This window comes from Thioalkalivibrio sp. (assembly GCF_041690275.1).
Lineage (GTDB): Bacteria > Pseudomonadota > Gammaproteobacteria > Ectothiorhodospirales > Ectothiorhodospiraceae > Thioalkalivibrio.
In genome coordinates this window covers 3,487-9,320 of record NZ_JAWLHP010000082.1, presented here as the reverse complement: position 1 = coordinate 9,320, position 5,834 = coordinate 3,487, and the positions used below count along the sequence as shown (strand labels likewise).

General features: G+C 71.7%; 5 protein-coding genes. 4 read left to right on the top strand and 1 reads right to left on the bottom strand.

The features are described from left to right. Nucleotides 1-24: 24 nt before the first annotated feature. On the bottom strand, nt 25-1,098 hold the full coding sequence (gene queG, locus ACESMN_RS12485) for a tRNA epoxyqueuosine(34) reductase QueG (RefSeq protein ID WP_373053929.1): 1,074 nt from the start codon (nt 1,096-1,098) through the stop codon (nt 25-27). Between the two features lie 74 nt (nt 1,099-1,172). Between queG and ACESMN_RS12480 the strand changes: the two genes are divergently transcribed. The 4 genes from ACESMN_RS12480 to mutL all read left to right on the top strand — a co-directional run. Further along, nucleotides 1,173-2,657, top strand: a complete 1,485-nt coding sequence (locus ACESMN_RS12480) for an NAD(P)H-hydrate dehydratase (RefSeq protein ID WP_373053931.1) — start codon at nt 1,173-1,175, stop codon at nt 2,655-2,657. Further along, on the top strand, nt 2,657-3,124 hold the full coding sequence (gene tsaE, locus ACESMN_RS12475; protein ID WP_373053928.1) for a tRNA (adenosine(37)-N6)-threonylcarbamoyltransferase complex ATPase subunit type 1 TsaE: 468 nt from the start codon (nt 2,657-2,659) through the stop codon (nt 3,122-3,124). The genes ACESMN_RS12480 and tsaE overlap by 1 nt, the downstream gene beginning before the upstream one ends. Before the next feature lie 119 nt (nt 3,125-3,243). Further along, nucleotides 3,244-4,599, top strand: coding sequence for an N-acetylmuramoyl-L-alanine amidase (locus tag ACESMN_RS12470; RefSeq protein WP_373053930.1), 1,356 nt, complete (start codon nt 3,244-3,246; stop codon nt 4,597-4,599). 166 nt (nt 4,600-4,765) lie between these two features. Continuing rightward, nucleotides 4,766-5,834: DNA mismatch repair endonuclease MutL (mutL, locus tag ACESMN_RS12465; protein WP_373053927.1), on the top strand; the 1,069-nt coding region annotated here is incomplete at its 3' end.

Here is a 5,834-nt window from a genome sequence, read left to right as displayed (position 1 = left end):
CTTCGGGGGTTTGTGGGCACGGCGTCATTGGCCGGAGGGGGCGGGTTCTCGCAGCCGGGCGAGGGCCCAGGCGGTGTGTTCACGGACCAGCGCGGAGGCGTGCTGTGCCCTTCTTTCGAGGGCGCTGATGGCTTCGGGGGTGGCCGGGCCGTTGCCCAGCGCGACCGCGATGTTGCGCAGCCAGCGCTCGTGGCCGATGCGGCGGATGGCCATGCCCTCGGTGTGGCGCAGGAAGGTGGCTTCGTCCCAGCCGAAGAGCGCCACCAGGGACGGCGCATCCAGCCCGTGGCGGACCGCGAAGTCCGGCTCCACGCTGATGTGCGCAAACCGGTTCCAGGGACAGACCAGCTGGCAGTCGTCGCAACCGTAGATCCGGTTCCCGAGCAGCGGACGCAGATCCTCGGGGATCGGGCCCCGGTGTTCGATGGTCAGGTAGGAGATGCAGCGCCGCGCATCCAGATCCCACGGCCCGCGAAAGGCCCGGGTGGGGCAGACCTCCAGGCAGGCGGTGCAGCTGCCGCAGTGGCCCTCGCCTCCCGTGTCCACTGGCAGCGGCAGGTCGGTGAAGAGCTCGCCGAGAAAGAACCAAGACCCCGCCGCGCGGGCCAGCAGGTTCGTGTGCTTGCCGATCCAGCCGAGGCCGGCCTGCTCGGCCAGTGCCTTTTCCAGCACCGGGGCGCTGTCCGTGAAGGCCCGGTAGCCGAAGGGGCCGATCTCCCGTCCGATCCGGTCCGCCAGCTGCTGGATCCGCTTGCGCAGCAGCTTGTGATAGTCCCGCCCCAGCGCGTAGCGCGAGATGTAGGCCTGACCGGGATTCGCCAGTACGCCCTCGGGGTCGGCGGCGGCCGGCGGCAGATAATCCATGCGCAGGCTCACCACGCGCAGCGTGCCGGGAACCAGGGCCTCGGGCTCCCGGCGCAGGTGGGCGTGGCGGGCCATCCAGTCCATCTCGCCGTGCGAGCCGCGCTGCAGCCAGCGATCGAGATGGTCGGCATGCACTCCGACGCTGGCCGGGCTGATGCCGACCGCCTGGAACCCCAGTTCCCGTCCCCAGCGGCGGATGCGTTCGGCCAGCTCGCGGCATTGGCTTTGCGACATGGATTGCGGCACGATCGGGCGGAGGCCTCCTCGAGGTGTTGTGCACCATGGATGATGAACCGATGAACGTGCCCATTGCCAACCGCCTCTACGGAGAGGACGGAATGCGCGAGCTGGACCAGCGAGCGATGGCCCTGCCGGGTCTTGGCGACGGCGCACTGATGGAGCGCGCCGGCGAGGCCCTGCTGCAGGCGCTGACGGATGCCCACCCCGAGGCGCGCCGGGTCGGCGTGCTCTGCGGCCCCGGCAACAATGGCGGCGATGGCTTCGTGCTGGCGCGGCTGGCCGCGGCGGCGGGTCTGGAGGTGGTCGTCCATGCCGGTGCGCCGGGCCCGCGCAACGACTCCGACGGCGAGCGGGCCCGGCAGGCATGGACGGGCACCGGAGGCGCGATCGAGCCGCTGGAGACCTTTGCGCCGGAAGGTGCCGAGGTGTGGGTCGACTGCCTGTTCGGCATCGGCCTGCGGCGCCCGATCGAGGGCATTCACGCCGAGGTGATCGACAGCCTCAACGGCTCCGGGCGGCCGGTGCTCGCCGCGGACGTGCCCTCCGGGATCAACATCGACACCGGTGCCGTTCTTGGCGTCGCGGCACGCGCCACACGGACCCTGACGATGATCGCGGACAAGCTCGGGCTGCACACCGGCGCCGCGGTGGATCATTCCGGGCGGGTGCGGGTGGCGGGACTCGGGCTGCCGCCCGACATCCACGCCGATGTGCCCTGGCTTGCCTCGCGCGCGGGCGCCGAGGGCCTTCCGTATCCGCTTCCTCCCCGGCGGCCGGGTGCCCACAAGGGCGACTGCGGCCACCTGATGGTGGTCGGGGGTGCCCCGGGTTATTCCGGGGCGGCGCGCCTGGCCGCGGTGGCGGGCCTGCGTGCCGGGGCCGGGCGGGTGACGCTGGTCACCCACCCGGAGCATGCGGCCTTCGCCAACCTGGAACGCCCGGAGCTGATGGTGCGCGCGGTCTCCGCGGCGCGCGAGCTGCAGACACTGCTATCGGGCGCCGATGCAGTGGCCGTGGGTCCGGGCCTTGGGCAGGCATCCTGGGGCCGGGCCCTCTGGCAGGTGGTGGCGGACTGGTCCGGCCCGCTGGTGGCCGATGCCGATGCGCTGAATCTGCTCGCGCTGGCACCGCGCCGGCGTCCGGACTGGGTGCTGACCCCGCACCCGGGCGAGGCCGCCCGGCTGCTCGGAAGCAAGGCGTCCGCGGTGAATGCGGATCGTCCGGAATCGCTTCGCGGGCTTGCGGACCGCTTCGGCGGTGTGGTGCTGCTGAAGGGAGCGGGCACGCTGGTCTCCGGGGGGCCCGAAGACCGGCCGGTCTGCATCACCGGGGGGCACCCGGGCATGGCAACGGCCGGCATGGGCGACGCGCTGACCGGCATCATCGGGGCCCTGCTGGCGCAGGGCATGGACACCGGCCCCGCGGCGGCGGCCGCGGCGGCCTGGCACGTGGCCGCCGCGCAGCATGCCGCGCAGCGGCTCGAGGGGGAACGCGGCATGCTCGCGGGCGACGTGATCGCCGCGCTGCCGGCCAGCGCCGGCGGCCTGTCCTGATGGCGGACAGCGGACTGTTTCTCGCGGATGCGGAGGCCACGGAGCGTGCGGGGGCGAGGCTCGCGCGCTGCCCCGGCCTGGAGCGGGTGCGGCAGATTCATCTGCAGGGCGATCTCGGCGCCGGCAAGACGACGCTGGTGCGCGGCTTCCTGCATGAGCTGGGTCACCCGGGGGCGGTGCGCAGTCCGACCTACACCCTGCTCGAGCCCTACGAGTTTCCCGGGCTGACGGTGCTGCATTTCGACCTGTATCGCGTTGCCGATCCGGACGAGCTGGAATACCTCGGCGTGCGCGAGCAGAGCGACGAACGCACGCTCTGGCTGGTGGAGTGGCCGGACCGGGGCGCGGGCTGGCTCCCCGAGCCGGAACTGGTGGTCGGTCTCTGGCAGGAGGGCGCCGGGCGACGGCTGCGGTTCTCGGGTCCGGAGGCAAGGCGCATCGCCCCGGAGTTCGAGAACTTCCAATGATTTAGGCGGATTCGCCGGTATCTCGCTCATAAGGCGGGAATTTCCGGCTTGCATTTTCACGCGGAAGGTCCACAATGTAAGCAGAACCCCTGATCATAAAGGGATTGTCCGTGGCGAAGATGCACCAACCGGATCACCGCCGGCGGCGATTGCTGCGCGGGCTCGCGGGCCTCGGGCTGCTCGCAACGCCATTGCCGGGCTGGGCAGGGTCCCGGGTGCAGCGGCTGCGAATGTCGGTGGACGGCGACACCACCCGGCTGGTCTTCGACATGGACGGTCCGGCCGACCACACCATATTCACGCTCGACGGTCCGGACCGCGTGGTCGTGGACCTCGCCGACGCGCGGGCGCTGGAGGCGCTGGACGTGGCCTCGAATCCGCGCGCGCTGGTGAAGGGGGTCCGCCATGCCCAGCGCAACGGGAAGGACCTGCGCGTGGTGCTCGACCTGCGGAGGGCCAGCAACCCGCACAGCTTTGTGCTGCTTCCCGCGCAGGGTTCCCCGCACCGGCTGGTGCTCGATCTCACCGAGCGGCCGCGCACGACCGCGGTGGCCAGCAATGTGCCGGAGGCGTCCCCGGATGCCGCCACGGCCTCCCGGGAGCCGCTGCGCGAGGTGGTGGTGGCGATCGATCCGGGGCACGGCGGGCACGATCCCGGTGCGATTGGCCCGGGCGGCACCCGCGAAAAGGACGTGGTGCTGCAGATCGCCCGGCGCCTTGCGGAGCGGATCGAGCGTGAACCCGGGATGCGGGCGGTGCTGATCCGGACCGGGGACTACTTTCTTCCGTTGCGCGAACGGATCACCCGGGCGCGGTCCGCACAGGCGGACGTCTTCATGTCGGTACATGCGGACGCGATCCACGATCGCCGGGTGCAGGGTTCATCGGTCTACATCCTCTCCGAGCGCGGTGCCTCGAGCGAGGCCGCGCGGTTCCTCGCGCAGCGTGAGAACAGCGCCGACCTGCGTCTCGGAGGCGTTCCGATCGAGAGAACGGACGATTCGCTGACCGGCGTGCTGCTCGACCTCGCGCAGAGCGGCAGCCTGGAGGCGAGCCACTCGCTGGCGGCGCGCCTGATCTCCGAGATGCACCGCGTGGGCAAGGTCCGCAAGCCCGAGGTGGAACGGGCGAACTTCGCGGTGCTGCGCTCGCCCGACGTGCCCTCGGTGCTGGTGGAGGCGGCCTTCATCTCGAACCCCTCGGAGGAGCGCAAGCTGCGCACCGCGAGCTTCCAGGGTTCGCTGGCGGACGCGATCCTCACCGGCCTGCGGGCCTATTTCGCGACCCACGCGCCCCCGGGGACGATGATTGCCGAGGGCCGCAACGACCGGCACATCATCCGTCCTGGCGAGACCCTGTCCGTGATCGCCAGTCGCTACCAGATGACGGTATCCGAGCTGCAGGCGGTGAACGATCTCCCGAACGACCGGATCTTCGCCGGCCAGGTGCTGCAGATCCCGCTGCGCGGCAGCTGAATACGGAGCGGCCCGTGCCGCGCCGGCCGGGCCCCGCGCCCGACCCTGCACCGACTCCTGCCCGCAGCCGGGCGCTTTCTGCGGCGCGCGGTTCCGCGGTAGTCTTTGCAGTCGCCGCAGCGGCGCCGGCAGCGGCGTCCCCGGCTCCCACTGCTCCGGACCCGTCGTGCCAATACAGAGGCTTCACCCACAGCTGATCAGTCAGATCGCCGCCGGCGAGGTGATCGAGCGTCCCGCCTCGGTGGTCAAGGAGCTGATCGAGAACAGCATCGACGCCGGTGCGCGCAGGATACGCGTGGACCTGGAGCAGGGCGGGATCCGGCTGATCCGGGTGAGCGACGACGGCAGCGGGATCCCGCGCGGGGAACTGGCGCTCGCACTGTCGCGGCACGCGACCAGCAAGGTCTCGCAGATGGGCGACCTCGAGTCGCTGCGGACGCTGGGATTCCGCGGCGAGGCCCTGCCGTCGATCGCCTCGGTGGCGCGTCTCTTCCTGACCTCCACGCAGACCGGTGCGCGCAGCGGCTGGCGGCTTGCCGGCGACGGGTCGGATGTCTTCAGCGATGTCGAACCCGCGGCACACCCGCCGGGGACCACCGTGGAGGTCCGCGACCTGTTCTTCCGGGTCCCCGCCCGGCGCAAGTTCCTGCGTACGGAGCGCACCGAGTACCTGCACTGCGAGGACGTGGTCCGCACCCATGCGGCGGTCCGGCCGGACATCGGTTTCGAGCTGCGGCACAACGGCCGCGCGGTGCTGGAGCTGCCGGCCACGGGTGCCGACGGGGGCGCGGCGCGGGTAACGGCGCTGCTGGGCGGGGACTTCCCGCAGCATGCCTTCGAGATCGAGCGGGAGGGTTCCGGGCTGAGCCTGCGGGGGTGGCTGGGTGCGCCGACCCGCGCCCGCTCGCAGCCCGACCAGCAGTTCTTCTTTGTCAACGGCCGGCCGGTGCGGGACCGGGTGCTGTCGGCCGCGGTCCGCCGCGCCTACCGCGACGTGCTCTACCACGGACGGCATCCGGTCTTCGTGCTGTTCCTCGAACTCGATCCGTCGGGGGTCGACGTGAATGCCCATCCGGCCAAGCACGAGGTGCGTTTCCGCGAGGGGCGCCTGGTGCACGACTTCATCTTCCAGACGCTGCACCGCGGGCTCGCAGCGGTGCGCCCGGCCAGCGGCGGCCCCGGCGAGGTGCCGGTTCCGGATGCCGCGCCGCTGTCCCCCGCGCCGGGTCCTGCCG